Source organism: Paenibacillus sp. 1_12 (assembly GCF_900114475.1).
Taxonomy (GTDB): domain Bacteria; phylum Bacillota; class Bacilli; order Paenibacillales; family NBRC-103111; genus Paenibacillus_S.
The window spans coordinates 884,992-905,554 of record NZ_FOTE01000001.1; the positions used below are offsets into that span (position 1 = coordinate 884,992).

Sequence of the window (20,563 nt, forward strand, 5' to 3'; positions counted from 1 at the left end):
GTTGATATTCCCTTTCAAAAGACCCCTTGCTGAACATGTACAACGCTAATACTTTCAGTGGTCATTATGCAATCTTATAGCCCTGATTATAGCACTAACCCGAGAGGAAATAAAAAAGAAAACCGAATACTACTCAAAAACAACTTCCTTATCCAAGATCATATCCTTTGGTGGAATTTCCATTGGAATCCCATACGGAACTAATCCCAAGCCAACTTCATTGATGTTATGAGGTAAAGGCGGCATGACCATAAAGCGCATCTGCGTTTGTCCCCCACCTCCATGAGAGCCGGTTCTACGAACGTAATATTCCTGGTTTCCTTTTACTTCCAAAAGCAATTGTGGGCGAATATGAGCATGCATGTCATCACTTTGTAATTGCTCAATTTCAAGAAATACAATACTTCCGTTCATATGCTGCATGGCATGTGTCAAATGGTATTCAAAACCGTCAACAACGGTTTTTTTCATAATAGGCATCACACTCAGCAGTTCACCTGGCTCATTCGGTATCTTTGGATGGATTCCTTCATTAAAGCTGTGCATAAGAAAACTGATTGCGGGAATGTCCATTTCGTAGTTGATTGCCCATTCCTGCATGATTTCTTTTGGCGGAAAGTATCGCTTGCCTTTAGCAAGTAGCTTTCGTTCTTTAAAGAGTCTTAGGATCGTTTCATCAATTGACCTGAATTCATCATTATATTCGTTCGGAATCCGCTGTATTTCACCCCAACCCATCGTAGTGTTCCCCTTTCTAGTCGTTTCCTTTTATTTAAAGGAATTCTTCAATCTGGCTACAGATTCTGTTAATGACTCACTGGTTTTAACCTCAATTACTACAGAACAATCATGTTCCCGGGCAAAATCCAAGCTGTTATTGATCGGTACGATTCCTGAATATAAAGCTTGTTGGTCTAACTTGCCATTATAATCATGAAGGTGCATATGCTTAATACGATTTTTGAAATGATTGAAGACAGGTTTTTCTTCAAAGCCCGCTTTGGCATCGTGTCCAACATCCCATGTGAGATAGAAGTTATCGAAGATACTTAATTGATCAAGAGCCTTTCGAATATAAGGGATATAGAAATTGCCTGTGTTCTCAATACATAATTCAACATTATAAGTTTCAGCTAAATGATACAGCACTACATACGACTCGTAAAGTAATTCCAGAAAATTGGATTCATACTGTTCATTGATCCAGACTCTTGTGTGTGGCAGGGTAAAATAAATCCCAGTATTCAAATGCATGTTTAGAGTTTTGATGCCTGCTAAATGGGTCCATTCCAAAGCTCAATCCAAGTTTTCTACACAATTGAACATTTTCGCTTATGGATGTATATTGTACCAAAGTAGGCATTCCGAGCTTCATATGACACCCTCGATTCATGATTTAGTGTGCTAACCCACATTAGGGAATTATGGAATGGGAACAAGTACGATTAAACGGGTTTTATTGCATCTATGATTAGAGATACGAAACCAAGTTTTCCGTCTTTATTTCTGTGGTCAAAACGTTTGGATCGGTATATAAAGCCCTTCCGTTCATCCCATTCCTGATAATGAAAATCCCCGTCTTCATCACAATATTCCAGCAACTCAATTGTATATCCACAGGTTTCGAACATCGAACTTAATGTTTTATAGTTGTGCAATATTTTATGACTTGCCGCCGGATGGTCTATGGGTCCAGGCCCACCCACCTGAACAATTCGTTGGTATTCTTCATTTGGAAAATATCCATCAGGCACCGCACAGCGAATATATCCACCAGGCTTTAGAAAAACATAACAATGCTTAGCCGCCTCAACCCCCTCATCATACGTTAAATGCTCCCACACATGTTCGGCTAAAACCGCTGATAATGAATTCGGTAAAAAAGTATTGGCCCAATCATCAACATGCAGCAAGTTTAATTCGGCTTCCTGAGTCTGGATCCAACCTGGATTGTTATTTTGTTGTCCAGCACCAATAACAACCTTCAATTCTTCATTGTTATTTATGGAATATGTCATCAATTTGTCCTCCGATCCTATATGGAAACATCTTACCGTGCACACAAGGATGCAGCTTTTTGAACGCAGCACCCTTCGGTTATTTCAATTTGAGTGAAATCATAATAGCAATCCATAAGAAACCCAAACATATGTTTCATGCTACAATTAGGTTATAGGATTGAAAAAAATAAATACGCAAAAAGGAGATCACACAATGAAAAGCGGAAAAATGAAAACGATCTTATACTGGATAACAACCCTATTCGGTCCGGCGAGCTTCGTCATAGGCGGTTTCCTGTTCGTAAGTCATGGAGATCAGCAAGTGGCGGTAATGAACCAGCTAGGTTATCCGATCTACATAGCCACCATTCTGGGCGTCTGGAAGCTTCTGGGTGTGATTGCTATTGTGATCCCGCGCTTTCCGCGTTTGAAGGAATGGGCCTATGCGGGGTTTTTCTTCGATCTCACCGGTGCGGCTGCATCTCATGCCTTCTCAGGTGATGGTATATCTCTTATCGCCCAGCCGCTAGTTTTTCTCGCACTGGTCATCGCATCGTGGGCGCTACGCCCGCCGAGCCGCAAGCTCATGGCTCGATAAGAACTGACTCACTGACATTAAGCTCATCAATCTTGGGAACTGTTTCAAGGATTATATGTCTATGCTGATTGCAACCTCATAAGAGTCGTATCACTTATTAAGTATTTTTATGGATATCACTTAAATGGAGAACATGGCTATTATGGGTCGATTCTAAATCAACTGAAAAACCCAATAATCGATAAAATATATCGGCTGCAAAATTATCCGTTCTGAGTACAAGCCTGTAATAGTACTTTCTAGCCTCTACAATAACAGCATCCATCAATAATCGTCCAACACCAGAACGACGAAATTTGGGAGAAACATAGAGTCGACGAACACGGCCGACTTTTCCCTCAGTAACATAGGGATCTTGATTTAATCCGCAAACTCCAACGATATCGTTATGATGATAGGCAACAAAGAGTGCTTCCCCAAGTTTATCGAATTTGTTGTGTCCACTTTCATAATCAGATACTAACCGTTTAAGATGACGAAAACCCTCATTCGTGCTTTCTTCAACCAAGGATAATAATGGTTGAGTAGGTAGCTGATTAACCTTTTGCAATTCAATACCCATAATCTCACCCTTCCGTATAAGCTTAATAATATTTTTACATAATTACCCATAAAAATCTAGACTCCCTAAAACGCAAAGGATTGCTTATAGTAGTTAGCCCTGTATTATGAAACGGGGTGTAACTCCAAAGCAATCCTTTTTTTGTAATGAACCTGCTTTTACACGATTTTATAAATCAAATAACTTTACGCTCGATAAACCGTTCCTTTGTAAGCACATGTAACAGTTCACCGTTGCAGTCTTTGTAATCTCCTGTCAATCCGCTCAGCACGCGGTCAAATACAAAGCCGAGCTTCTCAAAGATTCTCAGCGACGCCGCATTCCGAATATCTGCTTTGGCGTATAATCGGTCTAGTCCGATTATATCGAAAGCGTAAGCTGACATAGCGTTAGCTGCTTCAGTTGCATAGCCGTTGCCCCAATAGTCGCGTCCAATCAAATAATACAATTCTTTATCAGGCGCACTAAAATCAAGTACACCTACACCACACCAGCCGATAAAAGCGCCTGTCCCTTTGCTTCGAATCGCAAACGAATACTTGAACGACTTATCAAAAGGTGTATTGTAGCTATTCATCAACCAATTGAACAACCCTTTATAAGCTTCAAGCGGTAAGACGCTTAAATCCATGTATCTAAATAACTCTGGATTCTGCATAAGTTCAAACGATTCCATTAAATCACTTTCTATGTAAGGACGGATAACTAGCCGTTCTGTTTCTAAGCGCATCACAGATAATTCTGAGTGCATCTGGATTTTCCTCCTATACCTGATGAACTAAACCGCATGACGGCAAGCAGGGGCTGTGTAACTCTCTTGTTCATCTTATATAGTCTGTTTCCACTTTAGGATGACATATCTTTTTATATGCTCAGCTACTTCGGATGGTGGCGTGGAAGTAGTGTCGATTGTAGGCATCGGTGGATTGTATGCGGTCTTTGCGTTGTTAAGGAGCCACTGGGCGAATTCTTCATGAGATGCAAGCATTTCATCCGTCCAAGTATCTTTATCCTCACGGTTACGAAGACGATTATTTCGGGTTGTGTCATCGCAATGCAAGTTAATAAAGCAGAGCTCACTGAAATTATTGTAGGTATCACATTTCTGGGCATCCCATGGCATAAATGTGCCGCAAATAATCGTTCCTCTTCCGGATTTGGCAACAGAGTTAGCAAAATGAAGCAATAAGTTAAATCGATCTTGGTATTCCAGCTTTGAAGCAGTTGTTCCAAAATTATCATTATCCGTACTGAATACATCAAAATCTGGCAGTAGAACTCGTAGCTCCTGCATAACCGTTGTTTTCCCAACACCACTAGCTCCTGTGACAATAAATAAAGGTAACTTTTGCATCAAAGCTTGTCCCCCCTCTGATATTTCGTATAACTCCATGTTATATACACAATCATGTGAGGAAAAGGGAAAGTTTGCCTATAATCAACAGAATGAATGGTAACGCAACCTTCCCTCTGAAGTAAATCAGCCGGACCATCAGGGTCAGCTTGCAGCAGTACTTGGTAGGTGGTGCGGATGAGTGAATAAACTTGACTTTTGGTACTATATGGTATTATTCTATATAGTATCGTAAGGATGGTGCAAATGAATAGAGATACACGTGGAGGCTTTTATATCTCTCAGATTAAACAACTGGGCAGCAGAATATTTGAGAAGCTGTTAAAAGATAATGACATCGAGGACTTCAATGGTGCTCAAGGTCGTATCTTGTTCGTGCTTTGGCAGAAGGATAATTTGCCAATAAGCGAGCTCGGAGAAAAAACATCACTTGCCAAAACTACACTTACCAGCATGCTTGATCGAATGGCTGAACAGGGTCACATTCAACGTAATCATGATCCTAAGGATCGCAGACAAACCTTAATTACGTTAACTGATAAAGCTAAGTTGCTTAGTAATAGCTACGATGTAGTCTCCGACCAGATGAACCAGCTGTTCTACAAAGGATTTTCGGATGAGGAAATGAAGCAGCTGGACACAATGCTCGTGAAAGTGCTCCATAACCTAAAAGAATATGAGGAGTAAACTTATGGATCCTACTACGCATAATCAAATGATGGCTTTAGTAAAGGATGTACGCACCATTATAGTCAGTTCTATTGATGAGGACGGCTATCCGAACTCAAAGCAGATGTTCAAGATGAAACATGACGGATTGAATAAGTTCTGGTTCTCTACTAACACTTCTTCTATACGTGCACAGCAATTTTCGAAAAATTCAAAGGCAAGCCTTTATTTTGTTGGCAAAAATAATGGACTTATGCTTATTGGAGAAATGAAAGTTTGCCTGGATCGCGATAGCAGAGAAATGCTTTGGGTAGACGGTGCTGAGAAGTATTACTCACTTGGTGTTGATGATCCAGACTATTGTGTATTCGAGTTTACTTCAAAGCTTGGAAACTACTACTTCAATTTGGAAAAGCACATATTTACAATCGAGGAGTTGAGACAGATTGCCACATCTACAGTGTAACAACTTGGAAATGTATTATGAACAAATGGGCGTCGGGGACCCGGTGTTGTTTTTACATAGTGGCTTTTCGCGGGGGATCTTAGCTTTTGCTAGTCAAATACTTGATTTTCAAAGCAAATATACGTGTTATTTCCCAGATTTCCGAGGACACGGTCGAACGAGGAGTCACAGCCTCGAATGGAGTACTCCACAGCATGCCGAGGATATGATTACATTTATGGACCAACTACAGATTTCCAAAGCACATGTTATTGGATATGGTATGGGAGGGGGAGTTGCGCTTTATTGTGCGGTCAATCATCCTCAAAGAATGGCATCGTTGACTTCAATTGGTCAAAGTGGCTTTGTCGCCTCCATGGGATCTGAGGAATTTGAACCCGAATGGCTTTTACAAAACGATCGCCATGATTTTATCAATTTGATGAAAGAAAGACATCTGGAAGCACATCGAGGAGATTGGCAGCAATTCCTGCGGCAAAAAGTAAAGGATTGGCGAGTGTACCCGCAGCTTAGCAACGAGCAATTAAGCAGCATCCGCTGCCCTGCTTTGTTTATTGCTGGACAGTATGACGAGTTCGCCCCTGAGGAGGATCTTAAGCGGGTATCCACCCTTATTCCTAACTCTCGTTATGTTGTAGTCCCAGGCTGCAGCCACAGACCTCATATGATTAGGGAAAATCCGGTATTTGTAAATGATACCATCTTGCAATTCATAGAAAACCATACTCTACGGTAAGATTTTCTTCATCTTTTCAATACAATTCAATATGTAGGTAGGAAATCGAAGACGATAAGCCCACCTATTTGGTTTTCACTTAGGTGGGCATTGATAGATTGCTCATTTTATAAACAAAGGTTCGATCTGAAGCAATATCTCTCTAACATCATCAGCATCGAACTTCCCATCATGATTACTGTCATACATCGAGGAAATTTTCAAAAAAGCTTGAGTGACACCCAATCGCTCTCCAGAGGAACGCATGACAAGGATGGAGTAAGTCCTTTTGTTCACACCGTCTTGAGCAGTTACCTCAACGGTAATCAGGTTGCTCCCGACATCAAGATGAATAGAACTGCTCGCTTGGCCTTGGGACACGTCGATGCCGTTCACTTTTACCTTTGAATCACTGCCTGATGCCGTAGGTGTTACCGTAACACTATAGACGCTATTAGACACCGTTGAGGTGTAAGCCAAAATCCCGCTGCTGAAGGTCGGATTCAATACTCCGCCGCTTATCGTCAATGCATTAAGCTCCGTGTTGTCCGATCCTGCACGTGTCACCACTACCGTATAGCTGGTTTGTGCCACCCCATTCTGTGCGGTTACAATAATATGAATGGCATTTGTACCTACGGTGAGGTCGATAGGTGTACTGATTTGTCCGTTGGATAAAAGCGTGCCCGTGTGGCTGTTTACTTTTACATCTGCAGTGGAATCTTCTAATGAAGTAAGTACATTGATTGCGTAAACCGTATTACTTACTGTAGCTGCGTAGGAGAATACCCCTGTTTGGAAAGTTGGATTCAAAGAGATTCCTTGCAACGTTAGATCACTCAGATTCGCGTTGCTTCTCAAATTCATTTGCAAGGGAACAGCGCTTGAAACACTGCTTAAAAAGATGGTATCGCCTGCATATTCGGCTGTTATTAAATGGCTGCCTGGGCTTAATGCAGAGCTAGAAATAGTTGCTATTCCGTTTGATAAAAGACTCGTACCCAGTGTTTGACTGCCATCCTTGAAAGTAATTAACCCCGATGGAGTCCCGCCACTCGGAGCCGAGACTTTAGCAGAAAACGTAACGGAATCACCATAAGTTGCTGTGGTATTGCTCGAAATCAAGCTAATGGACGATGAAATGGCATTCACGTTATGAATAAATCCAGAGGACGTACTCCCTGTATGGGTGTCATCTCCCAAGAATACAGCCGTAATCGAATGAGTGCCAACAGCTAACGAGGAAATCGTGAAGCTTGCACTCGCATTTGCATTTTCCAGACTCGCCCATTCAACTACGATAGTTGCATCGTCTTGCCCCCAAAAGGTAATCGTCCGGGCACTAGAATCAATCGTGATCTTTGATAAATAACGAGAGCCTGTTTTTTCCCACTGTTTTACGATAGAACCGGAAGCATCAAAAGCAACAATTCCCATGGAATCTCGATTATCCATATAGCTAAAGGCCCAATAGGTATAGTACCCCCACTTCACAACGGGACAATCGATTAGAGTGCAGGTTACCTTCATATCGGAAGGGATTAAAGGGGCAGTGCTTGCTGAAACAACAGCAACGGTTGGAGCCGTACTCGACAAAGTCGCGGTTCCAATATCAGTGGTCCCGTCTTTAAACGTCACCATACCGCTCGGTGTAGTTCCACCAGATGCAGAATCGGTTACCGTTGTTGTAAACGTCACTGAATTACCATACGTCGATGCAGCCGAACTGCCGGAAATCGTCGATGTGGTTACATTTTGGGCAAAAATAGGAGCCGTATGTATAAAAGCCAATAATAAAAAAAGTATGACAAAGCCAACCAACTTCATCCGTTTGGTTACATCATGAAGTCTAACCATATCAAAGACCCCTTTACAATAAAAATGGTTCATACTATTAAATTATACAGTATTGTTGTAATAAAAAGGGGAATATTTTCTTACTTCGCATTGTAGTGCTCATAGGAAAACAAATAATGAACGACAAAAAACCGCCTTCGATCAACCTGAAGGCGGTGTGATTTATATTCTAGATAAAAGCACGGCTAATAATAGCCAACAAAATGAACAGAACGAGAATAGCACCAGTACTAGTTCCCAAACCAAATCCACCGCAACTTCCAGCCAATCCAGCTCCTAAACCCATGTTTGCTCCTCTCTCCATCTTGCCTTCAGTATCATATGAAAGCCAGCAGTTATCGGATTGGACAGATACTGAATTGGTTGTTAATCAAACGGCAGTGAAGGTTAAGCGCTTTTTCTTTGTGCGGATGCTATCTTCATTTATACACTTTCCACTCAGGAAAAATATTTACGGATAGCTTGCTCTGTCGTTTCTTTGCCTGTCCGAATCGTTCTCTCAATATCCCAGTCCCAATACTCCGGTCTGAACAATTCCACAGACACCATATCACTGTAACCGATCTCACGAAGCGTTCTCAGGATAGCATCTAAGTCCACGCATCCCTGACCTGGCCATACACGATGTTGATCCCTCAAAGCCCCTACAGGCAAATCTTCGCAATCGTCAATATGGAACACGAAAATTTTGGCAGGATCTGCTTGGCGTAGATCTTCAAGCCTGGAGTTCATTGCATGGAAATGGAAGCAATCCAGCACAACACCTACATTGTCGCGATTAGCTGCTTGAACAATTTCATAGGCCTGCCCAAATGTATTGACCGAGCAGTTAGGATAACCAACGAATTCGAAAGCTAGGCTTACACCGTAAGGCTGCGCGCGATTTGCCAAATCATGCAGGACCCTGACCGTTTCCTCTTGGATTTGTTGACGAGTGTAATCGCCAATGTCGAAGGTAGGAACAACGATAATTTTTTTACAGTTAATAACAGAGCCAACATCACAAAGGAATTGTAGATCCTCTACAATTTGCTGGTAGCCAGCTTCATCCCTGAAGCTGATGAATTCAAGTGCATTAAATGCGAACGGTTTCATTCTGCTGCTTTCAAAGAATTTTTTCAAATCTTCTACTGTGTTTTCCTTTAAGTAGTCCTTCAACTTATCCAAACGAATTTCAATCAGGTCGTACCCGTATTTCTCGCAATATTCCAGGTCGATCTGAAGCGTTGAATTTTTCATCGTGGTTGCTTGATTAAAAGCAATTTTCATCGAAATTCCTCCAAAAATAGTAATCGTGCTAGTAGTTGGTATGGGCAGCTTTCTCTGTATAGAATACCACACAATTCACATATTTCCTTCCAAGGCAATTGCGAATTTTATTACCCATCAGCTGGTGCGGGAGGAAAGATCAGTGGTCCGGTTGCTCGTGCTTTCGCCCGACTGACCCATAACAAAAAGGGTGATGTCCGAAGATAACACCCTTTTTGTTACGGAGTCCTCCAGGAGAAATGCAAGCCAAGGTGGTTTATGGTAATAAATCGAGCATCCTAACTATCGCGGTTACCGCTTCGGCTCGGGTAGCCAATGCTGAAGGCGCAAAGTTGTTACCCTCAGTACCGCCAAGCAGATTGTTCTTGCCTGAAATAGCCGCGGCCGGTTTGGCCCATTCGGGAATGTCTGCATCATCGGCATAAGCGGTAGCTACTCCGGGCGTGAGCGCAAAGCCTAAGCCTTTAACGACCATTGAGATCATTTCCGCATGCGTAATATTCGCGGTTGGCCGGAATGATCCATCAGGGTATCCACTAATGATGCCTTTCTGGACTGCTTGCTTCACTGACTTGGCCGCCCAATCCTCGATACTATCCGTATCGCTGAACGTTAGAGTAGAGCCTTCTATCGCAGGCTTTAGACCGTTCATCAGCATCACGGTAAATTCGGAGCGGGTGATGTTGGCGTTTGGCCGAAATGAGAAATCCGGATAGCCACTGGCCACTTTACGCTCATAAGCGCGCATGATCATAGAAAATGCCCAATGTTCTTTAATATCGATGAATGGGCTAGCGCCTGAAGCAGCATCTGCCGTACCCGCCATGACCACGACCTTGCTCTTGGCTACGAAATTCCCGTCCTGAGTTGTGACGGTAACATCTGTCGAGCCCGTAGAGATTGCAGTTATTTTACCATTAAGGTTCACCGTTGCCACACCCGGACTGCTGCTCATCCACGTTACGTTCTGATTCGAAGCGTTAGCTGGGTTTACCTTGGCTGAGAGCGTCTCACTGTCACCGACTTGAAGGAAAAGTGCGGTTTTGTTCAGAACTACGCCGCTAACATCGATTGTTTGATCCGTTCGTTCAGTGACGGTTATTTTACACTGTGCAAAAGGGCCGTCTCCTGAGCTAGCTGTGATCGTTACCGTACCCGATATAAGAGCGCTCACTTTGCCCATACTGTCTACTGAAGCTATGTTGGGATTGCTGCTTTTCCAGGTCACTTTGGCATTGGATGCATGACTTGGCGTAATAGTGGCAGTGAGACTGCCGCTTTGCCCCTCTGTCAGATTTAGCGATGTTTGATTCAAGGTTACCGAACTCACAGGAACCTTAAGTGCATATATGTACATAACGAGAGTGTGTTCTAAATCATCGTAATTAACATCTTTTACCTTGGGGTAATTGGTCGATACATCAATCAATGTGCCGTCAGTTCTTACTGCCAATGGCAACGGAGCTTCTGTTTCGATTTTATATTGCCACCGAATGTGGCCGTCTGGGTCTAATGCGTAAATAGCCTTATTGCTCACGGATTGTGTATATATCATCCCATTCGGGCCAATGACCGGAGGATTGCTGGAGCCGCCTGAAGCAAACTGCCATTTCAATTTTCCATCAGGAAGTACGGCATTCAGCTTGGCATCCTCTGATCCAAAATAGACGCTGCCGTCAGGTCCTACCGAAGGAGCGAATACGCTGCTGCCCTGATTGAATTCCCATTTTTTTGCCCCACTGGGTAGTATGGCATACAGCTTGTGATCTGCCGATCCCTCATAGATCGTCCCATCAGGTCCGATTGCAGGAATTGCGCTTACAGCTCCGCCCGTTGAAAATTCCCATTTCTTCGTTCCATTGGGCTTTATAGCAGTTAGTAATTGAGTTCCATTGGCCGCGTACACCGTATCGTCGGGACCAATCGCAAGGAATGCCTGGGATTTCACTCCCATATCAAGCGACCAGATTTCCGATCCATCCTTAGGGTTCAAGGCATGCAGAATGCCATCTTTGGACACCACATAAATGGTGCCGTCAGATCCAAATACAGGAGAAGATTCAATATGATCCCCTGCAGCGAATGCCCATTTCTTTGTGCCGTCCGTACGGATCGCAACAAATTCACCAGAGCTACCTTTAGTGCCGGTACTCGTATAAATCGTACCTTCAGGCCCAACAGTTGGAGGTGTTAAGATGGCCTTATTGAGCAAAAAGGTCCACAGCTTCGCCCCATCCGAATTAAATGCAGAGACCCCGTATTGAACGTTTAAAATCCATACAAACGTGAAGCCCACATAGATCGTATTGTCCTTTCCTACAGCTGGAGCACCACTAAAAATAGCAGCAAGAATCGGTGCTTTCCATTTCAACTGCACATCGCTTGAGTTTTGGAAAATGATTAGATCCTTGATGGCGGGGTTGATCCCCACATTGGGTACCAGGCTTGAATTGACTAACGGATCCACCTTAATTTCAGCGGAGACAGGTAAGGTAATGGACGTGAAACTCATGAACAGAACGATTAGACTGCATATCAAACGCTGGTTCACCCACATAGAAAGCTCTCCCCTTTCTTGCGTATGCCTTATGTTGATCATTGCATTTCCGTTCTTAATCATAAATATAGCTTTCTACTTAATTATGCACCAAGCTTTGATGAAATGACCTCTATTTTAGTATTTCTGGCTGTTCGATGATTGCCTGCCGCGGAGTGAGTTATGGCATACAAGTTTTGATTAATCGTCAAAAAGTTCGTTTAAAACAGCCTTCCTGTTCTCAAGAAAGCGTCTGGTAATGATATAATGCAGCGTATCCTCATATCGAATCCCCGCTACAGGTTGAACATCAAAGTTCAATATTTGGGCATTCGGATATCCGAGTAAAATAGGTGAATGAGTAGCGATGATGAACTGAGCTTCATTCTCCAAATCTTTAATAATGCGCAGCAATGCCAGCTGTCGTGCAGGTGATAGAGCCGCTTCCGGCTCATCCAGCAAGTAGATCGCCCTTTTTCCAAAGCGATGTGTAAAAAGAGAAAGAAACGCCTCTCCATGTGATTGCTCGTGCAAAGAACGACCACCGTAATATTTCAAACCCTCAGGCAGCGTATCCATATGTGAGGCAAACTGGTAAAAGGTTTCGGCTCGCAGAAAAAATCCATTCGTGATTTTGGGCATCCATGAGAGCCGAATATGATCCCCTAGAATAGACCCGGAAGCATCTACATCATAAGAGTTATTTTTCCCTCCGCCAGCCGTGTTAAATCCACACTGATAGGCAATCGCCTCCAAGAGTGTAGACTTGCCCGAGCCATTTTCCCCCACAAGAAAGGTGACATTAGTTTCAAACGATAGGGAGTCCAACTCTTGTATGGCGGGTATGGTAAAGGGATACACTTTCGGGTTATGGTCCTTATTTCTGAGAATTTCCAGACTGCGCAAATACATGTCGCTCAACTCCTATGCTTCTTAATCAGATAAGTCCACATGCTTAATAAGGCGGACACGAATGATTTTATCCCAAATTGGACCGCGCCGAACCTCTTCATATCCCATTTTTTTATTAAGCTCAATGACATGATGATTTGGGGTGAACCCATAATTGAAATATTTCCACAAATCGGCCATCACTTTGAAAAAGAGTTCGATCTAATTCCTGGTATATCGTTTTCCAGGGGTACACGTTCTCCCTATTAGCTATGGAATGACAATATCCTGGCTAATGCGTATACATTTATCTTAGCACAAGGTTGTCTGCGTTTCAGACATAATACGTTTATAGAACAATTCATCAATATAATAAGGAGCTGCAGCTTCAAATTCGATTATGGAAATCACAACGTAGACCATGCAAAAAAACACCGCAACATACCTTTCTTTCAGGTATACGGCGATGCTTATCCAATTACTTACCCTTGCTCAAGAGAGAATATACTAGACCGCCGCGCTGGTGCACATGCAGAATCGACGTGATTTACTTCAAACCGAGCTGCTGCTGCATCAAGGAAGGCGGCAGCTTGTAAATGGACTTGAAGCACTTGTTAAAGTAGCTTTTATTCTCATAGCCAAGCTGAACGGAAATTTCCTCTACCGTTTTGTTTGTCGTCTCAAGCCATTGTTTAGCCTTCTCCATCTTCACCCGTGTGACATATCCGATAAAGCTTTCCTGTGTCTCTTTTTTATACAAACGGCTGAAATAGGCTGGATTCAAATGCAGCAATTCAGAAACCTCCTCCAGTGTGATCTTCTGGTCAAGGTGAGTCAGCACGTATTTTTGTGCTTTAATAATTTCCATACGTCTGGAACGTTTGGACATGGAAGAAATCGATTCGAGCAGCGATTTCCAGAAAAAATTCAGCCAAACCTCCAGTTCATAAACCGATTCCATAGATAAAACAGCCTGATGCAGCAGCTCCTTGGACATTTCAAAATCAAAATATTGTGCTGAAGATCTGACCTTCACATATTGGTCCATGACCAGCCTAAGGATGAAGCTTTTCAGCTCTTCGGGATGAAATCGCTGTTCGATGAAAAAGCGGAACCATTCAGATATCGTATCATCAATCAGTTCCACAGCTTCATCGAGTAATAGCTTCCCGAAGGCATCTGAGACTTCGGAGTAGTACTGAAAAATATCTTTCTGAGCAAATGGGGCCATCAACTGTTCCATACGGGTAACTACCCGATCAGGCAAATAAAATCGTTGAAGCGATAACTCCATTAAGACATTAATTTCCCTCTTAAGTACTTTAACATTGCTGCTGTAAGATTCGCCCATAATAAAAGAGACGTCAATTTTAATGAATTTATGAATGGCTGATTGAATATCTTTTAAAGGCAGCTTATCGAATTCCGTGACCTGATTTCCGTTCATTCTGGAATCGGCGAACAGCAGCAGCAGCTCTTTTGCTCCTAAACGGAAACAAACCGCATCCTGATTATCATGCAAAATTTCATCAATAATATTGTTAATCGCGTATACAAGCACTTCTTCCGACTGAAACCGTTTCAACTGCTTGTCATATTGATTGATGTAGCAGATCACCGAATAATATTTTTTACCGGATAAATCCACACCGAATTTGTCAAACTCCCGCTGCCATTCTGCTTCGTCAAAAATCGGAGCATGCAATAGCTTGCTGATCAGCTTCTCCTTCAGCGTATCCTGATTTTGCTTAAAGGATAACATCATCCCTTGGTTTCTCCGGGTTTCGTCCTGTTCTTCATTCATTTGAACCAAAAGCTTCTTCAAAATATCGACCATCTCTTCAATTTCCATGGATTCCTTCAGCACATAATCCTGCACATTTAACTTAACTGCTTGGCGAGTGTACTGAAATTCATCATGGCAGGAAAGAATGACTGTACGCATTTTGGGATGAAGCTGCTTCAACTGTTGAATAAGCTCAATACCATTCATTCCGGGCATGCCAATATCCGTAATCAAAATATCCGGCATCTCCTCTTGAGCTTTGGCCAATGCGGACAAGCCATCCTCAGCATACCCGATGAATTGCAGGTTCAGCTCCTCCCAGGGGATTTCTTGTCTCAAAAATTCGATTACCGGATAATCATCGTCTGCCAGCAGTACTTTGTACAAGTTATTCATCCCCTTTTACGTGAAGCGGAAGTTTGATGGTAATTGCTGTACCACTCAATGTATCGCTTTGAATATCCATATGAAAAGAAATACCATAAATCAAGGCCAAGCGATCATGGACATTTTTTAATCCGATCCCGTTGATTCTGCTCTTGGAGTCATTCGCTTCGCGGCTCAATGATTTCTTCAGGTCATCCATTTTTTCTTCTCCAATGCCAACACCATCATCCTGCACGGATATGAACAAATACGTATCCTCTTTCCATATGGACAAGGTGATATGACCGTATTTCTGATTTAACCCGTGAATGAAAGCATTTTCGATAAAAGGCTGAATCGTAAATCGAGGGATGTTTTCCATCAGTACATTGGAAACTACGCATTCCTCAAACTGAATTTTTTGATTGTGTCTAACATTCATCAGCTTCACATAGTGTCTAACCGTATCCACTTCCATATGCACCGGCAAAAATTCATTATTGCGATTGATCGTCATACGCAGCAATTTGGAGAGCGATGAGATCAGATCGGCACTTTCCCGATCCCCTCTCATTCTGATTTTCATCCGAATAGAATTTAACAGGTTAAATAAAAAATGCGGATTGATTTGCGCCTGGAGCAGCTCCAATTCCAGCATACGTTTACGCGTTTGCTCCTCTGTAATTTGTTCTATCATCAGTTCAATACGATCCAGCATCTGGTTAAACACTTGACCAAGCCGACCTATTTCATCTGAGCCCCGTATATCTGCTCTCGCATTCAGCGTTCCTGCTTTAACACTGGAGGCAACCCTGGCTAATACAACAAGTGGTTTCGTAATTCTGTTGATAATCCAAAACAGGAACACAATAAAAATAATCAAAAAAATAAATTGGGCCCAATAATCGTTTTTTCGAATATTTTGTATCTTTTCAATCGCAGTTTGGTAAGATACAAGACTGATCAGATGCCATCCTGATATAGGGAGCGGTTCATTTAATAATATATATTCCTGTTTGTCCATCAATAAAAATTTGGTTTTCGATTGATCATTAGCTTCCATCTGTGAAAATACCGTTCCAATTTGCTGGTTGTCTGTGCTTGCAAGAATGGTGCCAGTTGAATCTGTCAGCATCATTTTTTGCGTTGGGGCATATTTGTTGAAAAAGTCACTAATCATCTGCTCTTCCGCACTCAAAATAACATAAGCATACGGTTTGGAGCCGCCGGTCTTTAACACTCTTGCCATCGTTACCACATATGGGCTTACTTTAGTTCTGGAACCAATATAGTTCGGGTGCGTGCCAACCCAGTGAATATCATATTCAGTCATTTGGTCCAGCTTTGTAAACCACGGTTCGGAACGAAATTGCTGAGGATTAAATTCTGATCCCGAATAGTTCGTAAAGTAGGCCCCATTGGGCAGCAGGACCGATATATACATATGATCCTTTGAAAAAACCAAAGTCTCCAGTTTGTTCGTTATATATTTACCTTCCATCACGATTAAAGCCGGATCTAACGGCTGTTGCCCCAGCTTTTTCATGACGGTTGCGGTTTCATTGTCGAATTGAATGTTATTGGTCATGTAAATCATGGAGTTCATCAGGTCTGAAACATATAAATTTGCGACATCCAAGGATTCCTGAGCATTCGTGGCAGCCTGTTCACGCAGTACATCTCTTGTAAAATAATCGGATACTTGGATAGCGATTATCGGAGGCGCGATTAAACATGCGATAATAGAGAACATAATTTTTTGTCGCAGAGACAATTTGGACAGCTTTTTAAATAATCGGTTCAATTGTATCCCTTCTTTTGTAAAACAGGATAACCGTGAAGAGTAAAAGACTCTCCACGGCTTATTATTGTCTGGCAAAACTATTGTATCATAGAAAGCAGCTTATTATTTATTCGTGTTAACCACATCGGTTACAGCTTTTTCTGCATTTTTAATGGTTGTATCCAATTCCACCTTGTCCAACAAGAACTTTTCAACTTCCGAGGTATAACGCTTTTCCGCGTCGCTGATATAGGCTGGTGGAGCAACAATCTTAACCGGCTGAGAAATGTTCATCACATATTCCAACGATGCTTTATCGACCATTTCCGGATTTTTGCCCGTTTTGATCAATCCATCGATCATTTTGTTTAAATCAGCTTTCGTCCATGATGAGATCATAGCCTCTGAAGCCAGGATGCCTTTGGTCGTAAACCAACGGGTAAATTGATAAGCTTCTTTCGGATTCTTGGAGCTCGCAGCTACACCAATATAATCAATGGTAGCCAATGTCTGGCCGTTTGGATCGTCTTTGGAAAATTTCGGATATGGAGCAAACACGGATACAAATTTTGCAGGGATCGTTTCACTGCCTGCCGCTTCCGTAATCATCCAATTTCCGGTCGGTATGATCGCCGCTTTCCCACCAAAGTATTCATTCCGGTATGTTAACTTTTGCGAGATCACATCTGCATACGAATGAGCTGATTTGTCCACGTTTTGCACTTGATTTGCTATTTGAAGCGATTTACGAATGCGGTCGTTATTAATCTCAACCTTGCCATCCGAAGTTACTATACGGTTGTTAATCGGATTGTTCACGTTTGCCAGTGTAATGTACTGCATCCAATTGTGGAAATAAGTACCGTACTGCTTGGACGGGCCTTCGCCTTTGGTCAGCTTCTTGGAATAATCCATGAATTCATCCCAGGTCCATTCTTTAGGAACTGCAAGCCCTGCTTCATCGAGCTTTTGCTTATTTAACATGACGAACCAAGTTAACAATCTTCCTGGAAGCGCGTAATATTTACCGTTAATTTGGGTTGTAGCCTTGTATTCGCTGTCATATACAATTCCGTCTGTTTTCAAGAAATCATCTAACGGAGCCAGCATTCCTGCATTTACACGTTGTGTATATCCAGTTGAGTCATTCAACATCACTACGTCCATTTGTTGACCGGAAGCAGCAGCCAAATCCAGCTTTTTCATAGCCTCATGAGCGTCGTCTTTCGTGGAGAGAATGTTCACATCGACCTTGATGTTCGGATATTCTTTATTGAATTCCGGCATAATTTTACTCCAATGTGCCGTTTCTTCGGACAACCAGGTGTAAACCTTAAGGTTTACCTGTTTCGTATCGGTAGAGCCTGATGCAGCCTTTTCTTCTTTAGGCTTATCTCCACAGCCTGCTAATAGCGAGATCATCATGGTACTGGTAAGCAGCAAGGCAAATGTCTTTTTCATTTCCAATAGTCCCCTTTAATATAATAATATTTTATGATCAAGCGGTAACTTCATTATAGACTTCGGGAAAATATCGACATAAGCAACAATTTTATCCTGTTTGTAAATATTTATACTTAAGTACGCTTATCCCTTTACTCCGCCTGCAGAAATACCTTCAATAACATGCTTTTGTCCAAGTATGAACACAATCAGCAGGGGCAGGATCGCCGATACCGCTCCGGCCATTACCAACGAATAAAATTGACCGTTTTCATTACCGAACGATTGAATACCTAACTGCAGAGTAAACAGATGCTTGGAATTGATAAAAATTAACGGGTTCTGATAATCGTTCCATGTCCAAATGAATCTTAATATCGCATAAGTTGCCACGACCGGCTTTACCAAAGGTACAATGACAGAGGTAAAGATACGAAAATGGCCGGCTCCGTCCATTCTGGCGGATTCTATGAATTCATCATTAATGCTTAAAAAGGCTTGACGAAGTAAAAAAGTTCCCAATACGCTGAAGCAATTCAAAAATATGAGCCCCATGTGCGTATCGTACAAGCCTAACCACCGAAAAATAATAAATTGTGGTACCAGTATGGCTTGATGCGGGATCATATAAACGACTAACAAAATAAGAAAAATGACTTCTCTTCCTTTGAAATGGACTTTGGTGAATCCATAAGCAGCCATGCATGAAATAAAAACCGATAAAGCTGTCGTTGCCACGGACACGAAGATGGAGTTCCCATAGTATTGAGCGAACGGGGTTTTTAACCACACCTGCGTGTAATTTTGCACAGCGTTCCAATGTGTCGGAATCCATTCGATCGGAAAGTTGAACACTTCTGTTTCCTGTTTAAATGAAGCCGAAATCATCCAAAAGAATGGAAACAAAAACAAGATTCCTACAAGCAACATCATAAAGGTAATGCTGGTTTTTCGTATACTAAGATTCATGCAGCGAACCTCCTAATAATTGACCCATTTTTTCTGGGCGAAAAATTGAATCAAAGTGATGATCAATACACAGATGAGAAGAACAACCGATACCGCTGATGCGTAACCTGTCTTCAAATTGATGAAAGCTTGCTGATATAAGTAAAACACCATCATGGAAGAGGAATCGGATGGGCCTCCGCCAGTCAAAACAACAATAATATCAAACACTTTAAAAGAGCCGATGATTCCCGTGACCAATAGGAAAAAGGTCGTTGGCGATAACAATGGCAGCGTGATTTTGAAAAACTTCACCACGGAGTTAGCCCCATCGATATCGGCCGCTTCATACAAATCCTTCGGAATGCTTTGCAAGCCTGCCAAATAAATAATCAGATTATACCCAATCCCGGTCCATACCGTGATTCCCATAATCGTAAGCAGCGAAAATTGGGGATCGGCAAGCCACTTAGGCGGATTGGCTATTCCGATAGCTTTCAACGTCTCATTAATCGGTCCATACTCCGGATGAAAGAGTACCTGGCATACAATAGCCACCGCTACAATACTTGAAATATAAGGCATGAAATAAATAACTTTGAACAAGTCTTTCCAATATACATTTTTGTTAATAATGACAGCAAGGAGAATGGCACTAATCATCGTCACCGGGACCACAAGAATAAAAATGAAATTATTGCTCAGCGATTTAAGAAATACTGGATCATGGAACAAGAGGACAAAATTTTTCAATCCAACAAATTGAATCCCATGTAACCCTTGAACTAGACTCCAGCTTGTAAAGCTCAACAGGATGGAGATGATGATTGGAATTAGTGTCAGAACAAGCAGGCCTATGGCTAATGGGCCAATAAATATATAACCCGTTATTGTTTCGGAGACATTGTTTTTTTTCATGGACTTCAGCCTTTCCTTTCTTAATTGATGTTCATTGACTTAAGTATACGGAACCACGCCTTTGTCCATAAGCTTTGAATATGACTGGTTTGAAAAAATTTATACTTTTTGGGTTAAGCCTTTCGAAGGTGTAAGAAAAACCGTCCTTGAAATCATCGGACGGTCCATGTCTACACCCATACAGTTGTGCGTGGGGAGGGAGTTGGGAATGGGGCTCCGGTCGCTGTTGAAGCTCATATTCCTTGAATGGTGGCTTGCAGTGGTTGGAACACGAGCTTCAAAGGCGAACACTGACGTTCCTCCACCCCATACCCAATCCTCCCTCTCTGATCTACTCTGAAACTTATGCTACTACTTACTTCCTTACTTACTGGTCGATTAGTCGGTATTCATGTCAAATCA

General features: G+C 42.2%; 19 protein-coding genes. 4 read left to right on the top strand and 15 right to left on the bottom strand.

Features of this window, described 5'->3' with window-relative positions:
* Positions 1 to 129: 129 nt before the first annotated feature.
* The 3 genes from BM210_RS03860 to BM210_RS03870 all read right to left on the bottom strand — a co-directional run bounded on the left by BM210_RS03860 (position 130) and on the right by BM210_RS03870 (position 2,018).
* Complete coding sequence (locus BM210_RS03860; RefSeq protein WP_091164543.1) at positions 130 to 738, bottom strand: hypothetical protein; 609 nt, start codon at positions 736 to 738, stop codon at positions 130 to 132.
* Positions 739 to 768: 30 nt separating this feature from the next.
* Positions 769 to 1,293: a sugar phosphate isomerase/epimerase family protein gene (locus BM210_RS03865; protein ID WP_143100986.1), complete on the bottom strand. Its 525-nt coding sequence runs from the start codon at positions 1,291 to 1,293 to the stop codon at positions 769 to 771.
* Between the two features lie 152 nt (positions 1,294 to 1,445).
* Positions 1,446 to 2,018 (bottom strand): class I SAM-dependent methyltransferase, encoded by a 573-nt coding sequence (locus BM210_RS03870; RefSeq protein WP_091164547.1) that lies wholly within the window; start codon positions 2,016 to 2,018, stop codon positions 1,446 to 1,448.
* Positions 2,019 to 2,214: 196 nt separating this feature from the next.
* On the opposite strand from BM210_RS03870, the gene BM210_RS03875 reads away from it, so the two are divergent.
* The gene (locus tag BM210_RS03875; RefSeq protein WP_091164549.1) at positions 2,215 to 2,598 is read left to right on the top strand and encodes a DoxX family protein; all 384 of its coding nucleotides are present in this window, start codon (positions 2,215 to 2,217) and stop codon (positions 2,596 to 2,598) included.
* A gap of 97 nt (positions 2,599 to 2,695) precedes the next feature.
* On the opposite strand, the gene BM210_RS03880 is transcribed toward BM210_RS03875, so the two are convergent.
* The 3 genes from BM210_RS03880 to BM210_RS03890 all read right to left on the bottom strand — a co-directional run bounded on the left by BM210_RS03880 (position 2,696) and on the right by BM210_RS03890 (position 4,514).
* On the bottom strand, positions 2,696 to 3,160 hold the full coding sequence (locus BM210_RS03880) for a GNAT family N-acetyltransferase (protein ID WP_091164550.1): 465 nt from the start codon (positions 3,158 to 3,160) through the stop codon (positions 2,696 to 2,698).
* 175 nt (positions 3,161 to 3,335) lie between these two features.
* Positions 3,336 to 3,911, bottom strand: a complete 576-nt coding sequence (locus BM210_RS03885) for a GNAT family N-acetyltransferase (RefSeq protein WP_091164552.1) — start codon at positions 3,909 to 3,911, stop codon at positions 3,336 to 3,338.
* Positions 3,912 to 3,986: 75 nt separating this feature from the next.
* Positions 3,987 to 4,514 carry a P-loop nucleotide/nucleoside kinase family protein gene (locus BM210_RS03890; protein WP_091164554.1) on the bottom strand — a complete coding sequence of 176 codons (528 nt, stop codon included), beginning with the start codon at positions 4,512 to 4,514 and terminating at the stop codon, positions 3,987 to 3,989.
* 246 nt (positions 4,515 to 4,760) lie between these two features.
* Between BM210_RS03890 and BM210_RS03895 the strand changes: the two genes are divergently transcribed.
* The 3 genes from BM210_RS03895 to BM210_RS03905 are packed head-to-tail and all read left to right on the top strand — an operon-like array spanning position 4,761 to position 6,385.
* Positions 4,761 to 5,201, top strand: coding sequence for a MarR family transcriptional regulator (locus BM210_RS03895; protein WP_091164555.1), 441 nt, complete (start codon positions 4,761 to 4,763; stop codon positions 5,199 to 5,201).
* Positions 5,202 to 5,205: 4 nt separating this feature from the next.
* A complete protein-coding gene (locus BM210_RS03900; RefSeq protein WP_091164558.1) occupies positions 5,206 to 5,649 on the top strand; it encodes a pyridoxamine 5'-phosphate oxidase family protein in 444 nt (147 codons plus the stop codon).
* Positions 5,650 to 5,674: 25 nt separating this feature from the next.
* Positions 5,675 to 6,385: an alpha/beta fold hydrolase gene (locus BM210_RS03905; protein WP_091164747.1), complete on the top strand. Its 711-nt coding sequence runs from the start codon at positions 5,675 to 5,677 to the stop codon at positions 6,383 to 6,385.
* 102 nt (positions 6,386 to 6,487) lie between these two features.
* On the opposite strand, the gene BM210_RS03910 is transcribed toward BM210_RS03905, so the two are convergent.
* The 9 genes from BM210_RS03910 to BM210_RS03950 form a co-directional block, all read right to left on the bottom strand.
* Positions 6,488 to 8,221, bottom strand: coding sequence for an Ig-like domain repeat protein (locus tag BM210_RS03910; RefSeq protein WP_177237614.1), 1,734 nt, complete (start codon positions 8,219 to 8,221; stop codon positions 6,488 to 6,490).
* Positions 8,222 to 8,659: 438 nt separating this feature from the next.
* A complete protein-coding gene (locus BM210_RS03915; RefSeq protein ID WP_091164563.1) occupies positions 8,660 to 9,490 on the bottom strand; it encodes a sugar phosphate isomerase/epimerase family protein in 831 nt (276 codons plus the stop codon).
* A gap of 256 nt (positions 9,491 to 9,746) precedes the next feature.
* A complete protein-coding gene (locus BM210_RS03920) occupies positions 9,747 to 12,047 on the bottom strand; it encodes an S-layer homology domain-containing protein (protein ID WP_177237615.1) in 2,301 nt (766 codons plus the stop codon).
* 180 nt (positions 12,048 to 12,227) lie between these two features.
* Positions 12,228 to 12,938, bottom strand: a complete 711-nt coding sequence (locus BM210_RS03925; protein WP_091164567.1) for an AAA family ATPase — start codon at positions 12,936 to 12,938, stop codon at positions 12,228 to 12,230.
* Between the two features lie 526 nt (positions 12,939 to 13,464).
* A complete protein-coding gene (locus tag BM210_RS03930; RefSeq protein ID WP_177237616.1) occupies positions 13,465 to 15,090 on the bottom strand; it encodes a response regulator in 1,626 nt (541 codons plus the stop codon).
* Position 15,091: 1 nt separating this feature from the next.
* Entirely contained in the window at positions 15,092 to 16,873 is a 1,782-nt protein-coding gene (locus BM210_RS03935; RefSeq protein ID WP_091164572.1) for a sensor histidine kinase, read from the bottom strand.
* 102 nt (positions 16,874 to 16,975) lie between these two features.
* Positions 16,976 to 18,313: an ABC transporter substrate-binding protein gene (locus BM210_RS03940; RefSeq protein ID WP_091164574.1), complete on the bottom strand. Its 1,338-nt coding sequence runs from the start codon at positions 18,311 to 18,313 to the stop codon at positions 16,976 to 16,978.
* 126 nt (positions 18,314 to 18,439) lie between these two features.
* A complete protein-coding gene (locus BM210_RS03945) occupies positions 18,440 to 19,264 on the bottom strand; it encodes a carbohydrate ABC transporter permease (RefSeq protein ID WP_091164576.1) in 825 nt (274 codons plus the stop codon).
* A gap of 12 nt (positions 19,265 to 19,276) precedes the next feature.
* Entirely contained in the window at positions 19,277 to 20,161 is an 885-nt protein-coding gene (locus tag BM210_RS03950) for a carbohydrate ABC transporter permease (RefSeq protein ID WP_091164578.1), read from the bottom strand.
* Positions 20,162 to 20,563 lie beyond the last annotated feature (402 nt).

Excerpts from the sequence above, each read along its gene's own strand:
- BM210_RS03860 (WP_091164543.1), bottom strand. The coding sequence starts at position 738 with ATGGGTTGGGGTGAAATACAGCGGATTCCGAACGAATATAATGATGAA.
- BM210_RS03870 (WP_091164547.1), bottom strand. The coding sequence starts at position 2,018 with ATGACATATTCCATAAATAACAATGAAGAATTGAAGGTTGTTATTGGT.
- BM210_RS03875 (WP_091164549.1), top strand. The coding sequence starts at position 2,215 with ATGAAAAGCGGAAAAATGAAAACGATCTTATACTGGATAACAACCCTA.
- BM210_RS03880 (WP_091164550.1), bottom strand. The coding sequence starts at position 3,160 with ATGGGTATTGAATTGCAAAAGGTTAATCAGCTACCTACTCAACCATTA.
- BM210_RS03885 (WP_091164552.1), bottom strand. The coding sequence starts at position 3,911 with ATGCACTCAGAATTATCTGTGATGCGCTTAGAAACAGAACGGCTAGTT.
- BM210_RS03890 (WP_091164554.1), bottom strand. The coding sequence starts at position 4,514 with ATGCAAAAGTTACCTTTATTTATTGTCACAGGAGCTAGTGGTGTTGGG.
- BM210_RS03895 (WP_091164555.1), top strand. The coding sequence starts at position 4,761 with ATGAATAGAGATACACGTGGAGGCTTTTATATCTCTCAGATTAAACAA.
- BM210_RS03900 (WP_091164558.1), top strand. The coding sequence starts at position 5,206 with ATGGATCCTACTACGCATAATCAAATGATGGCTTTAGTAAAGGATGTA.
- BM210_RS03905 (WP_091164747.1), top strand. The coding sequence starts at position 5,675 with ATGGGCGTCGGGGACCCGGTGTTGTTTTTACATAGTGGCTTTTCGCGG.
- BM210_RS03910 (WP_177237614.1), bottom strand. The coding sequence starts at position 8,221 with ATGGTTAGACTTCATGATGTAACCAAACGGATGAAGTTGGTTGGCTTT.
- BM210_RS03915 (WP_091164563.1), bottom strand. The coding sequence starts at position 9,490 with ATGAAAATTGCTTTTAATCAAGCAACCACGATGAAAAATTCAACGCTT.
- BM210_RS03920 (WP_177237615.1), bottom strand. The coding sequence starts at position 12,047 with ATGTGGGTGAACCAGCGTTTGATATGCAGTCTAATCGTTCTGTTCATG.
- BM210_RS03925 (WP_091164567.1), bottom strand. The coding sequence starts at position 12,938 with ATGTATTTGCGCAGTCTGGAAATTCTCAGAAATAAGGACCATAACCCG.
- BM210_RS03940 (WP_091164574.1), bottom strand. The coding sequence starts at position 18,313 with ATGAAAAAGACATTTGCCTTGCTGCTTACCAGTACCATGATGATCTCG.
- BM210_RS03945 (WP_091164576.1), bottom strand. The coding sequence starts at position 19,264 with ATGAATCTTAGTATACGAAAAACCAGCATTACCTTTATGATGTTGCTT.
- BM210_RS03950 (WP_091164578.1), bottom strand. The coding sequence starts at position 20,161 with ATGAAAAAAAACAATGTCTCCGAAACAATAACGGGTTATATATTTATT.